This window comes from Streptomyces sp. NPDC048057 (assembly GCF_040653095.1).
Taxonomy (GTDB): domain Bacteria; phylum Actinomycetota; class Actinomycetes; order Streptomycetales; family Streptomycetaceae; genus Streptomyces.
The window spans coordinates 20,268-36,114 of the sequence record NZ_JBEZNF010000025.1 but is presented as its reverse complement, the minus strand read 5'-3'; the positions used below and the strand labels follow the sequence as shown (position 1 = coordinate 36,114).

The following is a 15,847-nucleotide window of genomic DNA, read 5'->3' as shown; positions in this document are numbered from 1 at the left end:
CCCCGTCAGGCGGCCTTGGCCGGCACGGCGGTGTTCTGCCCCGCCACGATCTTCCAGCCGTCCGGGCGCTCGGCGACGACGTAGAGCGTTGACCCCCACGGCCCTTCAACGGGTCCGCCACTGGCGTCGGTCGGCGTCTGGACCACGTTCACGGCGATCACCCCCGGGGCGACCTCCAACAGCTTGGTGATGTCGTAACGGGCGAAGGAGTCCCGGAGGAACCACTTCAGCGCGGGCCCGCTGAACTCGGCGATCGCCGCGCGCCCGTCGAGACGCGTGCCCATCGCGTTGGACCAGGACGCGTCGACGGCGAACTGCTCGCCGAGCGCGATCCCGTCCTTGGCGTTGAACGCCTCCTCCAACGCCTTCACCACCCCCGACACCGCCTCCCGGGTCTGCGGCGAGACCGTTCCCACCACGAGGACCTCGTTGCTCATGACCGTTCCTTTCGAACTGGGCTCTCCGGATCGCTTCCGGGGCGACCGCGTCGGCCGCCGCACACCATCCGACAACCTCAACCAAGATCGAGGTCAAGTGCGATCTCGAACACCCCGTTTCCGCCCGCCCAGGGGCCACCGCCTCGCCCGACTGCCCGGACGCCCGGCGGAAATTGGCTACCTCGGCGGCCGGAAAGGGCGCAGACTCGCCCCATGACGGACATGGGGGCGTTCCGGGACGCCGTGACCGCATGGGCCGCCGGTGGGCCCGACGGGGACGCGCGCGCATGGGCCGAAGAGCTCGGGGTGCGGACGGTGGTCCTGCTGGAGGGCCCGAGCGACGTGGCCGCGGTCGACGCGTTGGCCGTGCGGCGCGGTCGGGAGCTGGCCGCCGACGGGGTGTGCGTGCTGTCGATGGGGGGTGCGATGAGCGTCGCGCGGTTCGCCGGGCTCCTCGGGCCGCCCGGGCTGGGGTTGCGTCTGACGGGGCTGTGCGACGAGGCGGAGCGCCGTTACTACGCGCGCGGCTGGGAGCGGGCCCGTGCGGAGCCGCAGGAGTTCTTCGTCTGCGCGGCGGACCTGGAGGACGAGTTGGTCCGTGCGCTCGGCGTGGCGCGGGTCGAGGAACTGGTCCGGGCGGAGGGCGATCTGCGTCCCCTCCAGACCTTCCTGCGGCAGCCGGCGCAGCAGGGCCGCCCCGCGCAGCAGCAGTTGCGGCGGTTCTTCGGTACGAAGAAGGGGCGCAAGATCCATTACGGTCGGGTCCTCGTCGAGGCCCTGGACCTTGACCGGGTCCCCGCCCCGCTGGACGACCTGCTCAGCGCTCTGTGACCGGCCGGCGCAGACGGGTGGCGAGCGCGGCCATGGCGAGCATCAGGGCGGGCAGGACGAGCATCGCGGTGCGCAGGTCCGTCGCTTCGGTGAGGAAGCCGATGACGGGCGGCCCGGCGAGGAAGCCGACGTAGCCGACCGCGGAGACGGCGGCGATGGAGGGGCCGGGGCGTTCGGGGCGCAGGTCGGCGGCGTGGCTGAAGACGACGGGCACGACGGCGGCCATGCCCAGGCCCAACAGGCCGTAGCCGACGAACCCGGCGGGGGCCGTGGGGACGGCGACCGGGACCGCGCCGCCGACCGCGGCCACGGCCGCACAGCCCGCGGTGAAGCGGGCCGTGCCGAAGCGGGAGCGCACCCGGTCGGCGGCCAGCCGGCCGATGACCATCCCGGCGGAGAAGACGGCGAAGCCGACGCCCGCCGCACCCGCGGACGCACCGGTCGCCTCGTGCAGGTAGACCGCGCCCCAGTCGTTCACGACCCCCTCCCCCATCAGCGCGCAGAAGCCGACGAGGCCGGGGATCCACAGCCCGGGCCCGGGCAGGGCGAGCAGCGGGCCGGAGTCCCCTTCGGTCCGCTCCGCCCGCTTCGGCTCGGGTGCCAGCGCGGTCACCGCCGTGCCCGCCACCGCGCACAGCACCACCGCGGCGACGGTGAAGTGCGGCCCGGTGCCGACGCCCGCCCAGGCGACGAGCCCGCCGACGCCCGCGCCGACGATGCCGCCGAGGCTGAACATGGCGTGGAAGCCGCCGAGCACGGGGCGCGCGTAGGCCCGTTCGACCAGCACGCCCTGGGTGTTCATGGCCACGTCGACGGCGGTGTTGCCGCAGGCGAACAGCGCCAGCGTCAACGTGAGGAGCGCGAGCCCCGGTGCGAAGGCCAGCCCGACGAGCGCGGTCAGGTACGTGGCCATGCCCAGGCAGAGCACCGTACGGCTGCCGTGCCGGGCCACCAGGCCGCCCATGAGCGGCAGACAGAGGAACGCCCCGCTGCTCAACCCCACGAGCGCCACGGCGAGTTGCCCGGCGGAGAGGTCGAGCCGGTCCTGCACCGCGGGGACGCGGGAGGCCCAGGTGGCGAAGGCGGCGCCGGTGACGAAGAAGACCGCGCTGACGGCCAGCCGCATCGCTCTCAGGCGCCGCGCCGCTTCGGTGGCGGAGCCGGACGGGACGAATCCGCTTGCCTTCGGCACGGCCATGCCGACGTACTTACCCCACCCGCGCCGGCGCACTCCCGGCGCGGACGTGATGGCGCGGGCGGGTGGTTCCGGTCGCCGTCCACCCGGACGGCGCGTCGTGGCGACCGGCCGGCGGCCTGCCGGCGGAGCCGGTCACCAACCGCCGAGGGGGTGGCCCCTCGCCCGACGGCGGGGGCCACCATGCACTTCCACGGTCAGGGGGCCGCGGGGTCCCGGTCGGAGGTGACGACGGCTGCCAGGTCCGCACCCGCCCGGAGCAGCGCCACGGTCCGTACGGCGATCTGGTCGAGCCGTCCGCGCAGGATGGCGTGCGCCTCCTCCAGGCCGTCGAGGCGGTGCAGGGACGCCGTGACCTCGCGCACCGCGGGGATGCCGTAGCCGGCGCTGCGCAGGGCCGTGACGATCCTGGCCGCCCTGATCGCCGGGAGGCCGTAGCGACGGGCACGCAGCGACGTCACCCGCTCGGGGGCGACGAGCCCCTCCTGCTCCCAGAACCGCAGGGCCGAGGGGCGTACGCCGAGGGCTCCGGCCAGCTCCGTGATCGTCATCGCGTCGTCCTCGTGCTCGCGCTCCCGCCCGGGTTCGAAGCCGGACGTGCCCGCTTCGGCCTCGATCGCCTCCAGCGCCTTCTGGGCGCGCAGCGCCTCGTCCCGCTCCCGTGCGAGCCGGACGTGCGCCTCGTTGATCGCCGAGGCCGCCTCCGCCACCGTCCGCGTACGCAGCTCCGCCAGCACCTGCCGGGCCGTGACGGGCCCCACCGCGCCGGCGAGCCCCCGGTAGGCGCGCAGGGCGTGCAGATGGATCGGCGCGAAGGACCGGTATCCGTTGCCGGAGCGAGCGGCCGGCGGGATGACTCCCAGTCGCTCCAGGTCTCGGACCTGTTGCAGCGAGTACCCGCTCTCGCGCGCCACGTCCGCCGTTCTCAGCGTCGTCCGCCGGGCGCCGCTCACCGGCCCGTCCATCGACCAACCCCACACAAGCACTTGAAGGTCACGCTTGAACCATGAGTATGGACCAGATCATCGCGACCGTGCGCGGTTTCGACGGCGCCCTCGTGCTCGCCCCGGCTCCGGGCGGCGACTACCCCGAGCTCGCGTGGGGCGACGCGTTCTTCTACTACGCCCCCGACGGCGAGGTGCCGCGCCGCGTCCAGCCGTACGGGACGGTCGTCACCAAGGACTACCCCGACGACACCGCGTCCGACCTCGACCCGCCGGGCCGCTGGCGCGTGAACGTCCACGTCGACCGTGCGACGTTCCGGGACCTCACCGGGGAGGAGCCGCGCGGCGCCGACCGCCCCCTCGACCACGCCGCCGTCGACGTGGTGCTGCCGCATCCGGTGTACGGCGCGCTCGGCTGGATCTGCGTCGTCAACCCCGCCCAGCGGACGACGGACACGGTCCTGCGCCTGCTGCGCGACGCCCATGAGGCCGCGCGGTCCCGCTTCGCCCGGCGAGAAGGGCCGGAAGGCCGCTGACGGAGTCGATTGACGGAGTCGATGCGGCGGCGCACGCGGCGCGCCGCCCCGAAGGGGCCCGTACCGGCGCGGCCACCGCGACGGCTCAGTCGGTCACACCCGGGGGAAGGGCCCCCACGCCCGGATGGCGAACCCGGCGCCGTCCCGGACGACCTCGGCGGCCCCGCTGCCGGCCAGGTGCGCCGGTACGACCAGGGCGTTGGTGTCGTTGGCCCGCTCGAACAGCCGGCGCCGGCTGGCCCGCGCCCCGGCCCCGTCCTCGCAGAAGCAGCTGTTCACGTCCGGCGCCACGAACTGGAGCGGCGAGTGCAGCATGTCGCCGACGAACAGCGCCCGGTCGCTCCCGGACTCCAGGACCACCACGGAGGAGCCCGGCGTGTGACCCGGCGCGAGTTCGAGCGCGAGGTTCCCGTCGATGGTGTGGCGGCCGTCCCACAGCAGTGCCTGTCCGGCGTCGACGACGGGCGCGACGCTGTCTTCGAAGACGTTCTCGTTGGCCCGCCCCACCCTCGGGACGTGGCCGTTCGCGGGATCCCAGAAGTCGACGTCGCGCCGCGGCAGCAGATAGGTCGCGTTGGGGAAGGTCGGCACCCACGCCCCGTCGTCCAGCCGGGTGTTCCAGCCGACGTGGTCGATGTGCAGATGCGTGTTGACGACGACGTCCACGTCCTCGGGCCGTACGCCCGCCCGGCCCAGCGCCCCGATGAAGTCGGTGTCCAGCCCGTTCCACACGGCGGAGTGCGGGCGCGACTTGTGGTTGCCGACCCCGGTGTCGACGAGGACAGTCCGACCCTCGCTGCGCAGCACCCAGGTCTGGACGACGAGGACGCACTCCTGCGACGCGGGGTCGACGAAGTCCGGCTCCAGCCACTGCGCGTGCTGCCGCCACGCGTCCGGCGGCGCCTCGGGGAAGAAGGCGGCCGGCGCCAGTTCGATCGTTCCGTGATATTCGACGACCCTGGTGATCGAGACGTCGCCGAGGACGATGCCCTGCATGGCCGATCCCGTCCTGTCGTGGGGGCAGATGTTCCGCCCAGCGTCGGGGTTCGGTGCGGCGGGCACCAGTGCGCCCGGGGCGTGTTGGCACGATTCCCGCCCTGCGGACCAGCGCGAAGGCCCCGCGGATCAGGTGCGAGGCGAGCGGACCGTCACGCTGGGGAGTTGCGGTTCCCCGGTCGGATGTGAGCACTATCTCGCATGACCTCCCCACCCCTTTCAGCCGACTTCGGCATGCCCGAAAACGCCCCCGTCCGCCCCGCCTTCCCCGACTTCCCCCGTCGTTTCGCCCGCACCCGGCGCTTCTCGCTCGGCGTGCCCGCGCACCCGACCGTCTCGCCGGACGGCGCCCGCGTCCTGTTCGTCCGCGGCACCGGCGGCACCGACCCGGTGCGCCGCCTCTGGCTGTACGAGGACGGCGAGGAGCGCGTCCTCGCCGATCCGCTCCTCCTCCGGGGCGGCTCCGGTGACGGTGACGTGCCGGAGGCCGAACGGATCCGTCGGGAGCGGGCCCGGACACTGACGACGGGCGTGGTCTCGTACGCCACCGACGCCGCGGCGCGCCTCGTCGTCTTCGCGCTCGACGGCGCCCTGTGGGCGGTGCGCACGGACGGCGGCGCCCCGTGGCCGGTGGCGACGGCGGGTCCCGCGGTCGATCCGCGCCCCTGTCCCGACGGCTCCTGGATCGCGTACGTCACCGACGGCGCCCTGCGGGCGGTGCGCCCCGACGGCACCGGGGACCGGCTGCTCGCCGCGCCGGAGTCCCCCGAGGTGACGTACGGACTGCCCGACCACACGGCGGCCGAGTCCATCGGACGCGACCGCGGCCACTGGTGGTCCCCGGCCGGGGACGCGGTGCTCGCGGCGCGGGTCGACACCGGCCCCGTCCGCACCTGGTACGTCGCCGACCCGGCTGATCCGCAGAAACCCCCGCGGGCGATGCGCTATCCGGTGGTGGGCACCGCGAACGCCCTCACCTCGCTGCACGTGCTGCGGCTCGACGGCTCCCGCATGCCGGTGCTCCTGCCCGCCGCTGCCGACCCCGAGCACCACGAGCGGGGTGCTTGGACCGACCCGGCCTTCGAGTACGTGACCGCGGCGGGCTGGGACGCCTCGGGGCCGACGGTCGCGGTGCAGAGCAGGGACCAGCGGTCGCTGCACCTGCTCGCCGTCGACCCGGCGACGGGCGCCACCACCGTGCTCCAGCGGGTGCGCGACCGGGTGTGGGTGGACGTGGTGCCGGGCGCCCCGGGGCGCACCGCCGCGGGCACGCCCCTCGCCGTCGTCACCGACGGCGACGTGCCGGGGCTGCGCATCGGCGCCGACGCCACCCCGCCCGGGCTCCACGTCCGTGAGGTCCTCGCCTCGGTCGGCGACCGCGTGTGGTTCACCGCGAACGAGGATCCGACCGAGGTGCACGTGTGGTCGTACGACCCGGGGCGCGGCTTCGCCCGCGTCAGCGCGGAACCGGGCGTGCACACGGCCGCGGTCGGCGGTGACACCGTCGTCCTGGACAGCCTGACGGAGTCCGGGCCTTCGATGACGGTCCTCACGGAGGGCCAGCCCGTCGGCCGGATCCGGGTGCTCGCCGAGGAGCCGCAGGTCACGCCGGCGCCCGTCCTGCTGCGGCTGGGCGAGCGGGAGTTGCGCAGCCAGCTCTATCTGCCGTCCGGTCACGAGCCGGGGACGCGCCGACTGCCGGTGTTGCTGTGCCCGTACGGCGGGGCCGGTCTGCAACTGGTCATCAGGGCCCGCGAGTGGTGGTCGTACGTGGCGCAGTGGTTCGCCGAGCAGGGGTTCGCGGTCCTGGTGACGGACGGCCGGGGCACTCCGGGCCGGGGCCGGGCGTGGGCGAGGGAAGTCCACGGGGACCGGCTCACGCCGGCCGTCCAGGACCAGGTCGACGCGCTGCACGCGGCGGCGGAGCGCTTCCCCGATCTCGACCTCGGCGCGGTCGGGATCCGCGGCTGGTCGTTCGGGGGCTATCTGGCCGCCGCTGCGGTGCTGTGCCGCCCGGACGTCTTCCACGCCGCCGTCGCGGGCGCCGCGTCGGCCGACCGCCGGCTGTACGACACCCATTGGGAGGAGCGCTTCCTCGGCCATCCGGAGGTCTTCCCCGACGCGTACGACCACAACTCGCTGGCGACGCACGCCGACCGGTTGGTGCGTCCGCTGCTGCTGGTGCACGGGGTGGCGGACGACAACGTGCACCTCGCCCACGTGCTGCGACTGTCGTCGGCGCTGCTGGCGGCGGGGCGTGAGCACGCGGTGCTGCCGCTGTCGGGGGCGAGCCACATGGTCACCGACGAGGGGCAGGCGGCCCACCTGATGCGGCAGGAACTCGCCTTCCTGAAGAAGTCCTTGAAAGTTTGAGGTGGTGAACCCTTTGCGCTCCTGACTCGTAAACACCACGACGAACGACGCCGGTCGGACACCCGGCCGGTCAGGGACCGTGAGCCGAAGGAGCAGACCATGACCGCACCCTCTGAGGAGCAGCGCCGCCGCCCCGTCACCCGTAGGTCCGTCGTCGCCGCGGCGGGCGGGGCCGGGCTGACGGTCGCGCTCACCGCGTGCGGCTCGGACGACGACGGCGGTTCGAGCGGTACGGGCAGTACGGGCGACGGGGGCACGACGGGCGGCACCTCCGGTGGCTCCGCCGCGGGCGGCTCGACCGGCGGCAGTGGGGGCGGCCAGGCGGTCGCGAAGGTCGCGGACATTCCCGAGGGCGGCGGCAAGGTCGTCGGCGACGTGGTGATCACCCAGCCGAGCGCCGGGCAGTTCAAGGCGTTCTCGTCGAAGTGTCCCCACCAGGGCTGCGCGGTGCGGGGCGTGGAGAACAACGTGATCACCTGCCCGTGCCACAACAGCACCTTCGACGCGTCCGACGGCAGCGTGAAGGCCGGCCCGGCGAACTCTCCCCTGCCGGCGAAGTCCGTGAAGGTGGAAGGGGACTCGATCATCCTGGCGTAGTCGGGCGCCGCTCCGCCGCGGCGCGGCGCCAGCAGGCCAGGACCTCGTCGCTGGTGGTGACGGTGGCCACCAGGGCGAGAGTGTGGCGAACCATCGCGGGGGTGTAGTCGGCGGGCACCCCCGCGATGGCGTCCCGGGCGACGACCGCGGTGTAGCCGAGGTTCACCGCGTCGAACACCGCGTTGGGGACGGCGACGTTCGCCGAGACCCCGGTGACCAGGAGCGTGCGGCAGCCGAGGTTGCGCAGCAGCGCGTCGAGTCCGGTGCCCGCGAGCGGCGACAGGCCGTGCAGCCGGCGCACCACCAGGTCCTCGTCCGCGACCTCGATGGGCGGGGCGATGCGCACGGCGGGCGTACCGGGGTGCTGTTGCACGGACAGCTTGGCGGCGGCGCGGAACAGCCGGGCGTTGCGGTTGGAGCCGCGTCCGTCGGGGCGGCGTTCGGCGACCGCGTGCACCACTTGGACGCCCGTGCGGTGCGCCCCGGCGACCAGTCGGGCGATCCGGTGGAGCGCGCCCGACGAGCGTGCCTGGGCGGCGAGTTCGGGCAGGGCGGCGGCCCCGTCGCCGACGACGCCCCGTTGGCACTCGACCGTGAGCAGCACGGTGGTGGCCGGGTCGAGGTCGACGTGGAGACGTTCGGTCGGGTCGCTGGACGTCATGCCGTCCCCCTTCATGTACCGGGTGCCGCACGCCCGTTGCGCGGTGCCGCGGATGGACCCATGATTTCTGACGTACTGTCAGTTTCCAAGGGGGCGTGGCACGCGGGGCGCCCGGACGGGAGCAGCCGTGGTCGCCACGCAGCGCCGGGGCCGTCGGGTCATGATGACGCCCGCCGAGCGGGACGCCTTCCTCAGCGAGCAGCGCACCTGTCGAGTGGCCACCGTGTCGGCCGACGGCCGTCCGCACGCGAGCGTGCTGTGGTTCGTCTGGGACGGCGCCTCGCTCTGGCTGTACTCGATCACCCGCAGCCGCCGCTGGACCGACCTGCGCCGCGATCCACGGCTCGCGGTGGTCGTGGACGCCGGCGAGGAGTACGGGGAGCTGCGCGGGGTGGAGCTGTCGGGCACCGCCGTCTTCGTCGGGGAGGCCCCGCGCACCGGTGCGCCGTGCCCCGAACTGGTCGAGCCGGAGCGCCTGTTCGCCCGCAAGAACTTCGACCTGGACGCCATGCCGCACGACGGACGGCACGCCTGGCTGCGACTCACCCCCGACGCCGTCGCCTCCTGGGACTTCGGAAAGCTCGCGGCCGAGCAGGGCGGCTGACGCCGGACGTCGTACGGGAAGGCGTCACGCCTCCTTCAGCGCCCGGGCCGCACCGGTCAGCGCCGCCACGGTCGCCCGGATCGAGGGGCGGCGGTCGGCGTCGGTGCGCCAGACCGCGTACACGTGCCGCCGCATGCCGCGGCGCACCGGGACGAGCGCGACGCCATCGGGCACCGACCCCCGCCCCAGCCGCGGCGCGACGCACACCCCGCAGCCGGCCGCGATCAGCGCCAGCTGGGTGTGGTGCTCGGCCGCGAGGTGCGGAACGCGGGGCTCGATCCCCCGCGAGCGCAGGGTGAACGTCAACCACTCGTAACAGAACTCGCCCTCGGGCCAGGACACCCAGTCGTCGGCTGCGAACTCCTCCAGGTCCACCTCGTCACGGCGGGCGAGGGGGTGGTCGACCGGCATGGCGACGTCCGCCGCGTCGTCGAGCAGGTGCGCCTGGGCGAGTCCGGCGGGCACGGGCAGCCGCTTGTTGGTCCAGTCCAGGACCACGGCGAGGTCGCAGTCGCCCCGGATGACCCCGTGGATGCCCTGCTCGGGCTCCAGCTCCTGGGTGCGCACGCGCAGTTCGGGGTGGCCGGTGCGCAGCGCCTGCACCATCCCCGGGAAGAGGCCGCGCGCGGCCGTGGGGAACGCCCCGACCCGGACCTCGCCGACCACCTGCCCCCGCTGCGCCTCGATGTCCGCCTGCGCCAGCTCGACGTGCGACAGGATGCGCGCCGCGTGGTCGGCGAGCAGCTGGCCGGCGTCGGTGAGGCGCACGCCGCGCCCGCTCTTGGTGAGCAGTTGCTGTCCGACTTCGCGCTCCAGCTTCGCCAGTTGCTGGGAGACGGCCGACGAGGTCACGTGCAGCCCGTCGGCGGCCCTGCTGACGGAGCCGTGCCGGGCGAGGGCGTCGAGGGTCCGCAGGCGCTCCAGATTCAACATGTAAGCAATGCTAAGCGAACAAGAGAAGTTTTTCTCGCTTGTGCTACGAGGTCGCGCGGGTGACAGTGGGCGTCATGACCAGCGCCAGGCGCCCCCTCACCGCGGCCTCGACCGCCACCCCCGCCGGGGCCCCTGCCCGGCCCCGCCCGTGGACCTTGAGGGGCTCCGGCGGTTCCCGACTGGACTGGCGCCTGCGGTTCGCCTTCCTCTCCACGGTGTGGGGCTTCAGCTTCCTGATGACCAAGGTCGGCACCCAGGGGTACGCACCCTTCCAGGTCACCCTGGGCCGGCTGGTCTTCGGCACCGCGGTGCTCGCCGCCGTCCTCGCGGTGCGCCGCGAGGGGCTGCCGCGCGGCGCCCGCACCTGGGGCCATCTGACGGTGTCGGCGTTCTTCCTCAACGCCCTGCCGTTCTCGCTCTTCGCCTACTCGCAGGAGACGATCCCCTCGGCGCTCGCCGCCATCTGCAACGCCACGTCACCGCTGTGGGGCATGGTCCTGTCGCTGGTCGCGCTCCCCGAGGACCGCCCCACCCGGCGGCGGGTGGCCGGTCTCGGCCTCGGCTTCCTCGGGGTGCTGACCGTGCTCGGCGCCTGGCAGGGCTTCGCCGGGATCGCCCCGACCGGCACCGCGCTGGCGCTGCTCGCCTCGCTCAGCTATCCGGTCGGCTGGATCTACGTCCGTCGCAACCTCGCGGGCAGCACGCACTCGAACCTCTCGCTGACCACCGCGCAGCTCCTGCTCGGCACGGTCCAACTGGCCGTCGTCACCCCGCTGTTCACGACCTTCCCGACCTCCTTCCCGATGGTGCCGCTGCTCGCCGTGGTGGGCCTGGGCGCCCTGGCCACCGGCATCGCGATGCTCGTCCAGTACGGGTTGGTGGCCGAGGTGGGGCCGACGACCGCGCAGATGGTCACGTACTTCACCCCCGTCATCGCCACGGTCGCCGGGGTGTGGGTGCTCGGCGAACGGCTGAGCTGGAGCGCGCCGGTGGGGGCGCTGATCATCATCGCGGGGGCGGCCCTGACCCAGTCCCGACCGAAGGGCACGGGCGACAGCCGGACCGTCGCCAGGGCGGGGGTCACCACCGCCGATGCCGTCGCGGCTCCGGTGCCCGCCCCGGCCTGCGGCGCCGCGCCCCGTCAGCCGTAACTCCGCGCCCGCGGCGGCCCGACCGCCGCCGCGACGGCATCGGCGAGCCGGGCGATGTCGCCACCGACCTCGCCGCCGGGGCCCAAGCCGCTGAGCCCCGAGACGGTGAGCCGCACCCCGGCGGGGGCCGCGACCCGGAAGCGGGCGCCGGGCGCGACCGCCCACCCGGCTTGGAGCAGCCGGGCCACCGCGCCCGTCTCGTCGGCCACGGGCACCCACACGTTCATCCCCGTCCGCCCGAAGGCCGGCACGCCCCGCTCGGCCAGCGCCGCGACCAGGGCGTCCCGGCGCCGCCCGTACGCCCGCGCCACCGCGCGCGGATCGACGGCGCCCGTCCGCCACAACTCCACCACGGTGCGCTGGAGCAGTCGACTGACCCAGCCGGGGCCGACGAACTGCCGTCCGGTCACCCGGTCGACGGTGACCGCGTCCCCGGTGACCACCGCGACGCGCAGATCGGGCCCGTACGCCTTGGCGACGGAGCGCACCAGGGCCCAGGCGTCCGTGGTCCCGGCCAGGGGGTGCAGGGGGACGTCGACGATTCCGTGACCGTGGTCGTCCTCGATGAGGAGGGTCTGCGGGAAGCGCCGCAGCACGGCCCGCAGCGCTTCGGCGCGCTCGGCGCCGACGGCCGCGCCGGTCGGGTTCTGCGCGCGGTCGGTGACGACGACGGCCCGGGCGCCGGCCGTCAGCGCCCGCTCGACGGCCGGGGGCAGCGGCCCGTCGTCGTCGACGGGCAGGGGCACGGGCGTCAGCCCGAGCGCGGGGATGAGGTCGAGCAGGCTGCCCCACCCCGGGTCCTCGACGGCGACCGCGTCACCGGGCCGCAGATGGGCGGCGAGGATCCGCTCCACGGCGTCCAGCGAACCCGACGTCACGGCGATCGGCCCGGCCGGCACGCCGTCGGCGTCCAGCGCCGCGCGGGCGAGGCGGGCCAGCTCCGGATCGACGGTGGGCCCGCCGTACAGGCCGTAGTCGGGAGCCTCGCGATTGTGCCGCGCCGCCGCGAGGAGGGCATCGTCCAGCAGCGGCAGCAGGGCGGGGTCCGGCTCGCCCCCGCCCACGTCGCGCACGCCGGGCGGCGCCTCGACCCGGATGGCGCCGCGGGACGTACTGACCGGTCTGGCGCGCACCCGGCTGCCGCGACGCCCCGCCGTCTCGATGATCCCGCGCTCACGCAGCACGCGGTACGCGGCGGCGACCGTGTTCGGATTCACCTCCAGCCGCGTGGCCAACTCCCGCATCGGCGGAAGCAGTTGCCCAGGCTCCAGCCCACCGGTGGCCACCCCGCGCTCGACGCTGGCGGCGATCTCCGATGCGCGGTGACCTTCAATCCGATACTCTCCTAGCACAAAAGACATTATGCACTAGTGCAATGGAGTTCGCCATGGCAGACCGGACAGAACTGACGGACCCGGGTTACGAGCCGACCGAGCGCACCGTCCCGTCCCGCTCGCGCGAGCGCGCTGCGTACGACCGGGCGACGGTGCACGCGATACTCGACGCGGACTACCTGTGCCACCTCGGCTTCGTCCGCGACGGAGCGCCCGTCGTGCTGCCGACGCTCTACGCCCGGGTCGGCGAGTGCGTGTACGTCCACGGCTCCACCGGCTCGCGCCCGCTACGGATGGCCGGCGAGCCGGACCCCGGCCTCCCGGTCTGCCTGACGGTCACCCACCTCGACGGGCTGGTGCTGGCGCGCTCCGCGTTCCACCACTCGATCAACTACCGCTCGGTCCTGGTCCACGGCGTGGCCCACCCGGTCACCGACCCGCAGGAGAAGGCGCGGGCGCTCGACGCCCTCGTGGAGGCCGTGGTGCCCGGGCGCGCGGCGGACTCCCGTCCGGCGACCGCCAAGGAGAGCGCGGCGACGGCCGTCCTGCGGCTGGACCTCGCCGAGGTCTCCGCGAAGATCCGCACGGGCGACCCCAACGACGAGCCGACGGACATGGACCTGCCGCACTGGGCGGGCGTCGTTCCGGTGACCCGTACGTACGGTTCACCGATCCCCGCGCAAGACCTCTCAACCCCGACCCCCCTCCCCGACTACCTGACCCACCGCTGACCACCTCCCCCACGCGGGCGCTCCGCCCCAGATCGCGTCCCGCGTGGCCCTTCCGACGGCACTTGTTGCCTCGACAGGCTCGATGCCGCCGTAACGGCTGCGCATTGAGGGCGCCTGCGGCCCGTCTGGGGCTTGTCGCGCAGTTTCCCGCGTCCCTCAACGCCTCCGCCCGCAGCCCGCAGGTGAATGACGGGGCGGAGCTGCGCGAGCAACCACGACGTACCCGCGGAGGCGAACGCACCTGCAAGGAAACGGCGGGTGCGCCAACCGGGCGCTGGGAGTCGAACAGCCCAACACCCCGCCGCAGAGACCAACGCTCCCGCAGAGATTCGGCAGCTCCGTCCAGGGCCACAACGGACAGGACTTTACGGACGCGCTCTAGCCGCCCGCACGGCCGGCGGGGAGCGGCCCCTCGGCCGCTGGCGGCACCGCGGCACCCGCGGCGGACCCCGGCCCCGAAGCAACCGGCCCCGACGGCGCCTTCGGCGCCTGCGACTGGGCGATGAACGCCCCCACCAGTACCAGCCCCCCGCCCAGGATCTGCGGCAGCGACAGGTGCTCCTGCAACAGCACCCACGCCAACACCGTGGCCACCACGGCCTCCAGACAGGCCACCACCCCGGCGACCTGCGGCGACAGCTTGCGCACTGATACCACCCCGGTGACGTACGCGAGCACCGTCGCGAGCAGCACGACCCAGGCGAGCAGCAGCCACGCCTCGACGGAGGTGCCGCCCATGTCGACCCGTCCGCCCAGCAGCGAGGCGTCCATGCTCCACGGCCGGGCGATCACCGTCAGCACGAGCGCGCCGATGAGGAGCCCGTACGCGATGACGCCGAGCGGGTCCGCCCGGTCCTCCCCCGCGCTCCCGTGGTCCGACAGGATGAAGTAGCACGCCTGGCAGCAGGCCGCGCCGAGCGCCAGGAGCAGCCCGAGGACGTCGAAGCTCAGCCCGGCCCAGACTTCGACGACGCAGGCGAGGCCGGTGACGGCGATCACGACGCCCACCGCGGCGGCCCGGGTGACCGGCCGGCGCTGGACGAAGCGGATCCAGCCGAGCACCAGGGCCGGCCCCAGGTACTCGACGAGGAGCGCGACGCCGACGGGGATCCGGGAGATCGCGGCGAAGTAGAACGCCTGCACGCCCGCGACGGCGAGCAGGCCGAAGCCCAGGAGCAGCACGGGCCTGCGGCGCACCAGGTCGCGATGGCGCCAGGCGAGCGGCAGCATGACGACGGCGGCACCGGCCACCCTCAGCCAGACGACGTGCAGCGGATCGAGCCCGGCCTCGATCAACGGCTTGGCCGCCACGCCCGAACCACCGAACGCGAGCGCCGACACCAGGGCTATGCCCAGGCCGGCGCCCTTCCCCGAAGAGTGCATCGGCACATCATGTCAGCGCGCGTCAGGACCGTCGACCCCAAGACGCATGTCGAGACGGGGCCCGGCGAGCCCGTGACGCGTGGAGAATCAGCCGGGCGACGGGCGCGTGCCCTCGCCGTCCCCGCCCCGTTCGACGCGCTCCGCCAGTCGCGTCGCGTCGACCCCGGCGCGGCGCAGCACTTCCATGGCCCGGCACTCAGGGTCGGCCGCCAGGCTGGCGAGGACGTCGACCCCGGTGGCGCGGGCGGCACCCCGCAGCCCCGCCCGCCGGACCGCGCCCTCCAGGGCGTCGACCGCGGAGGGGGACCAGGCACCGGCGCCCCCGACGGAGCGGGGTCCGGGGACCCGTACCACCGGCACCGCCCCCGAGTCCTCCACCGACCCCTGCCACCGCAGGCCGTAGCCGATGGAGCGCTGGACGAGATAGCCGAGGACGCGGGCGACCTGCGACCCCGGGCCGAGCGCCGCGCGCACGGTGGGGTCCGCTTCGAGGAGGGAGTGCAGCAGATGCGCGGTGTCGATCTGGCGACCGCCGTCCCGCAGGGCCCGTCGGCGCGCGCCCGTGACCACCGAAGCCAGCTCCGGGGCGAGTCGGGCATCGGTCTCCGTACGGGGCACGGCGAGCTGCCGGGGCAGTCGAGGGGTAGGGCGCGGCACGTCTCCTACCTCATCAGACCAGGACGGGACAAGCATCCCCGTCCGGGGCCATCTGCCCATCCCACGGAAGTTGGGCACGCGCGGCTCATTCCTCCTCCTCACGGATGAGATCGCGACAACCCGCACACCTGCCGCGCGCGCCGCCTTGCCCCCGTGCGCCCCGTGGAATCCGAATGCCCCACACAGATGCCTCGGGCAAGCAACCGGACGGGAAACGAAAGCGTCCCCCGGGACATGTTCTGGTTGGTCGCGCTGCTCGGAACGGACGGGCGGGAGTACGTCTACCGGGTGTACGCCCCGGCCACTGCGCTGCGCGCCGACGTGTTCTGGGCCGCCTTCCACTGCCACGACGAGGGGCCGCACCCCCGCGCCTCCGACTGCTTCGACTCCGCCGAGATCTGGCTCCACCAGCTGGTCGAACAAATCTGACTGCCCGTCAGTCTTGAGTGTTCCGGGCGATCCGGCTACGTTCCGCCCACCGCGA

General features: G+C 74.2%; 17 protein-coding genes. 8 read left to right on the top strand and 9 right to left on the bottom strand.

Features of this window, described 5'->3' with window-relative positions:
• Positions 1–5: 5 nt before the first annotated feature.
• Positions 6–437, bottom strand: a complete 432-nt coding sequence (locus tag AB0E05_RS27040; RefSeq protein WP_361968003.1) for an SgcJ/EcaC family oxidoreductase — start codon at positions 435–437, stop codon at positions 6–8.
• 213 nt (positions 438–650) lie between these two features.
• Here AB0E05_RS27040 and AB0E05_RS27035 point away from each other — a divergent pair, with 213 nt between their 5' ends.
• A complete protein-coding gene (locus AB0E05_RS27035) occupies positions 651–1,268 on the top strand; it encodes a TOPRIM nucleotidyl transferase/hydrolase domain-containing protein (protein WP_361968001.1) in 618 nt (205 codons plus the stop codon).
• Here AB0E05_RS27035 and AB0E05_RS27030 read toward each other — a convergent pair.
• Both AB0E05_RS27030 and AB0E05_RS27025 read right to left on the bottom strand, forming a co-directional pair.
• On the bottom strand, positions 1,255–2,466 hold the full coding sequence (locus tag AB0E05_RS27030; protein ID WP_361967999.1) for an MFS transporter: 1,212 nt from the start codon (positions 2,464–2,466) through the stop codon (positions 1,255–1,257). The two genes, AB0E05_RS27035 and AB0E05_RS27030, sit on opposite strands and share 14 nt — an antisense overlap.
• Before the next feature lie 194 nt (positions 2,467–2,660).
• The gene (locus tag AB0E05_RS27025; protein ID WP_361967997.1) at positions 2,661–3,428 is read right to left on the bottom strand and encodes a MerR family transcriptional regulator; all 768 of its coding nucleotides are present in this window, start codon (positions 3,426–3,428) and stop codon (positions 2,661–2,663) included.
• A 47-nt stretch (positions 3,429–3,475) separates the two neighbouring features.
• Between AB0E05_RS27025 and AB0E05_RS27020 the strand changes: the two genes are divergently transcribed.
• Positions 3,476–3,943, top strand: coding sequence for a DUF6194 family protein (locus AB0E05_RS27020; protein WP_361968112.1), 468 nt, complete (start codon positions 3,476–3,478; stop codon positions 3,941–3,943).
• A gap of 93 nt (positions 3,944–4,036) precedes the next feature.
• Here AB0E05_RS27020 and AB0E05_RS27015 read toward each other — a convergent pair whose 3' ends face one another.
• Entirely contained in the window at positions 4,037–4,939 is a 903-nt protein-coding gene (locus AB0E05_RS27015) for an MBL fold metallo-hydrolase (protein ID WP_361967995.1), read from the bottom strand.
• Positions 4,940–5,173: 234 nt separating this feature from the next.
• On the opposite strand from AB0E05_RS27015, the gene AB0E05_RS27010 reads away from it, so the two are divergent.
• Positions 5,174–7,312, top strand: coding sequence for a prolyl oligopeptidase family serine peptidase (locus AB0E05_RS27010; RefSeq protein ID WP_361968110.1), 2,139 nt, complete (start codon positions 5,174–5,176; stop codon positions 7,310–7,312).
• 99 nt (positions 7,313–7,411) lie between these two features.
• Positions 7,412–7,909 carry a Rieske (2Fe-2S) protein gene (locus tag AB0E05_RS27005; RefSeq protein ID WP_361967993.1) on the top strand — a complete coding sequence of 166 codons (498 nt, stop codon included), beginning with the start codon at positions 7,412–7,414 and terminating at the stop codon, positions 7,907–7,909.
• Here AB0E05_RS27005 and AB0E05_RS27000 read toward each other — a convergent pair.
• Positions 7,896–8,570 carry a cysteine hydrolase gene (locus tag AB0E05_RS27000; protein WP_361967991.1) on the bottom strand — a complete coding sequence of 225 codons (675 nt, stop codon included), beginning with the start codon at positions 8,568–8,570 and terminating at the stop codon, positions 7,896–7,898. The genes AB0E05_RS27005 and AB0E05_RS27000 overlap by 14 nt on opposite strands.
• A gap of 127 nt (positions 8,571–8,697) precedes the next feature.
• Between AB0E05_RS27000 and AB0E05_RS26995 the strand changes: the two genes are divergently transcribed.
• Positions 8,698–9,174 (top strand): pyridoxamine 5'-phosphate oxidase family protein, encoded by a 477-nt coding sequence (locus AB0E05_RS26995; protein ID WP_361967989.1) that lies wholly within the window; start codon positions 8,698–8,700, stop codon positions 9,172–9,174.
• 24 nt (positions 9,175–9,198) lie between these two features.
• On the opposite strand, the gene AB0E05_RS26990 is transcribed toward AB0E05_RS26995, so the two are convergent.
• Positions 9,199–10,107, bottom strand: coding sequence for a LysR family transcriptional regulator (locus AB0E05_RS26990; protein ID WP_361967987.1), 909 nt, complete (start codon positions 10,105–10,107; stop codon positions 9,199–9,201).
• 74 nt (positions 10,108–10,181) lie between these two features.
• Between AB0E05_RS26990 and AB0E05_RS26985 the strand changes: the two genes are divergently transcribed.
• Positions 10,182–11,258, top strand: coding sequence for a DMT family transporter (locus AB0E05_RS26985; RefSeq protein ID WP_361967985.1), 1,077 nt, complete (start codon positions 10,182–10,184; stop codon positions 11,256–11,258).
• Here the strand turns inward: AB0E05_RS26985 and AB0E05_RS26980 are convergent.
• Positions 11,249–12,610, bottom strand: coding sequence for an aminotransferase class I/II-fold pyridoxal phosphate-dependent enzyme (locus AB0E05_RS26980; RefSeq protein ID WP_361967983.1), 1,362 nt, complete (start codon positions 12,608–12,610; stop codon positions 11,249–11,251). The two genes, AB0E05_RS26985 and AB0E05_RS26980, sit on opposite strands and share 10 nt — an antisense overlap.
• Positions 12,611–12,645: 35 nt before the next feature.
• On the opposite strand from AB0E05_RS26980, the gene AB0E05_RS26975 reads away from it, so the two are divergent.
• On the top strand, positions 12,646–13,323 hold the full coding sequence (locus AB0E05_RS26975) for a pyridoxamine 5'-phosphate oxidase family protein (protein ID WP_361967981.1): 678 nt from the start codon (positions 12,646–12,648) through the stop codon (positions 13,321–13,323).
• Between the two features lie 378 nt (positions 13,324–13,701).
• Here the strand turns inward: AB0E05_RS26975 and AB0E05_RS26970 are convergent, their stop codons facing one another.
• The gene (locus AB0E05_RS26970) at positions 13,702–14,706 is read right to left on the bottom strand and encodes an EamA family transporter (RefSeq protein WP_361967979.1); all 1,005 of its coding nucleotides are present in this window, start codon (positions 14,704–14,706) and stop codon (positions 13,702–13,704) included.
• Between the two features lie 87 nt (positions 14,707–14,793).
• Positions 14,794–15,363: a Clp protease N-terminal domain-containing protein gene (locus AB0E05_RS26965; RefSeq protein ID WP_361967977.1), complete on the bottom strand. Its 570-nt coding sequence runs from the start codon at positions 15,361–15,363 to the stop codon at positions 14,794–14,796.
• A gap of 234 nt (positions 15,364–15,597) precedes the next feature.
• Here AB0E05_RS26965 and AB0E05_RS26960 point away from each other — a divergent pair, with 234 nt between their 5' ends.
• Positions 15,598–15,792 carry a hypothetical protein gene (locus AB0E05_RS26960; RefSeq protein WP_361967975.1) on the top strand — a complete coding sequence of 65 codons (195 nt, stop codon included), beginning with the start codon at positions 15,598–15,600 and terminating at the stop codon, positions 15,790–15,792.
• Positions 15,793–15,847: the final 55 nt, after the last annotated feature.

Excerpts from the sequence above, each read along its gene's own strand:
- AB0E05_RS27040 (WP_361968003.1), bottom strand. The coding sequence starts at position 437 with ATGAGCAACGAGGTCCTCGTGGTGGGAACGGTCTCGCCGCAGACCCGG.
- AB0E05_RS27035 (WP_361968001.1), top strand. The coding sequence starts at position 651 with ATGACGGACATGGGGGCGTTCCGGGACGCCGTGACCGCATGGGCCGCC.
- AB0E05_RS27030 (WP_361967999.1), bottom strand. The coding sequence starts at position 2,466 with ATGGCCGTGCCGAAGGCAAGCGGATTCGTCCCGTCCGGCTCCGCCACC.
- AB0E05_RS27025 (WP_361967997.1), bottom strand. The coding sequence starts at position 3,428 with ATGGACGGGCCGGTGAGCGGCGCCCGGCGGACGACGCTGAGAACGGCG.
- AB0E05_RS27020 (WP_361968112.1), top strand. The coding sequence starts at position 3,476 with ATGGACCAGATCATCGCGACCGTGCGCGGTTTCGACGGCGCCCTCGTG.
- AB0E05_RS27015 (WP_361967995.1), bottom strand. The coding sequence starts at position 4,939 with ATGCAGGGCATCGTCCTCGGCGACGTCTCGATCACCAGGGTCGTCGAA.
- AB0E05_RS27010 (WP_361968110.1), top strand. The coding sequence starts at position 5,174 with ATGCCCGAAAACGCCCCCGTCCGCCCCGCCTTCCCCGACTTCCCCCGT.
- AB0E05_RS27005 (WP_361967993.1), top strand. The coding sequence starts at position 7,412 with ATGACCGCACCCTCTGAGGAGCAGCGCCGCCGCCCCGTCACCCGTAGG.
- AB0E05_RS27000 (WP_361967991.1), bottom strand. The coding sequence starts at position 8,570 with ATGACGTCCAGCGACCCGACCGAACGTCTCCACGTCGACCTCGACCCG.
- AB0E05_RS26990 (WP_361967987.1), bottom strand. The coding sequence starts at position 10,107 with ATGTTGAATCTGGAGCGCCTGCGGACCCTCGACGCCCTCGCCCGGCAC.
- AB0E05_RS26985 (WP_361967985.1), top strand. The coding sequence starts at position 10,182 with ATGACCAGCGCCAGGCGCCCCCTCACCGCGGCCTCGACCGCCACCCCC.
- AB0E05_RS26975 (WP_361967981.1), top strand. The coding sequence starts at position 12,646 with ATGGCAGACCGGACAGAACTGACGGACCCGGGTTACGAGCCGACCGAG.
- AB0E05_RS26970 (WP_361967979.1), bottom strand. The coding sequence starts at position 14,706 with ATGCACTCTTCGGGGAAGGGCGCCGGCCTGGGCATAGCCCTGGTGTCG.
- AB0E05_RS26960 (WP_361967975.1), top strand. The coding sequence starts at position 15,598 with ATGTTCTGGTTGGTCGCGCTGCTCGGAACGGACGGGCGGGAGTACGTC.